The organism is Rhodococcus sp. MEB064, assembly GCF_000834565.1.
In the GTDB taxonomy this organism is placed as follows: Bacteria; Actinomycetota; Actinomycetes; order Mycobacteriales; family Mycobacteriaceae; genus Rhodococcoides.
In genome coordinates this window covers 1-381 of the sequence record NZ_JXQS01000065.1, presented here as the reverse complement: position 1 = coordinate 381, position 381 = coordinate 1, and the positions used below count along the sequence as shown (strand labels likewise).

Here is a 381-nt window from a genome sequence, read left to right as displayed (position 1 = left end):
TGTGCGATCTGGAGCCGTACTGGGAGGCGATCCGGAAGGTGTACGCCCCGTTCGAGTCCGGGCTCCCCGCACCGACCGGCCGCGTCTACACCCACGAGATCCCGGGTGGGCAGCTGTCGAATCTGCGCCAGCAGGCCATCGCGTTGGGTCTGGGGGACCGGTTCGAGGACGTGGAGAAGGCGTACGCGGACGCGGACCGGTTGTTGGGCCGGTTGATCAAGGTGACGCCGTCGTCGAAGGTGGTGGGCGATCTGGCGTTGCACCTTGTGGGGGCGGGGGTGTCGATGGAGGACTTCGCGGCGGATCCGGGCAAGTTCGACATTCCCGATTCGGTGATCGGGTTCCTGCGCGGTGATCTGGGCACCCCGGCCGGTGGGTGGC

The 381-nt window shown here is 68.0% G+C and carries 1 pseudogene; it reads left to right on the top strand.

Annotated elements, in window-relative coordinates:
* Positions 1-381, top strand: a pseudogene (locus tag RU01_RS20420) (pyruvate carboxylase); the annotation flags it as partial.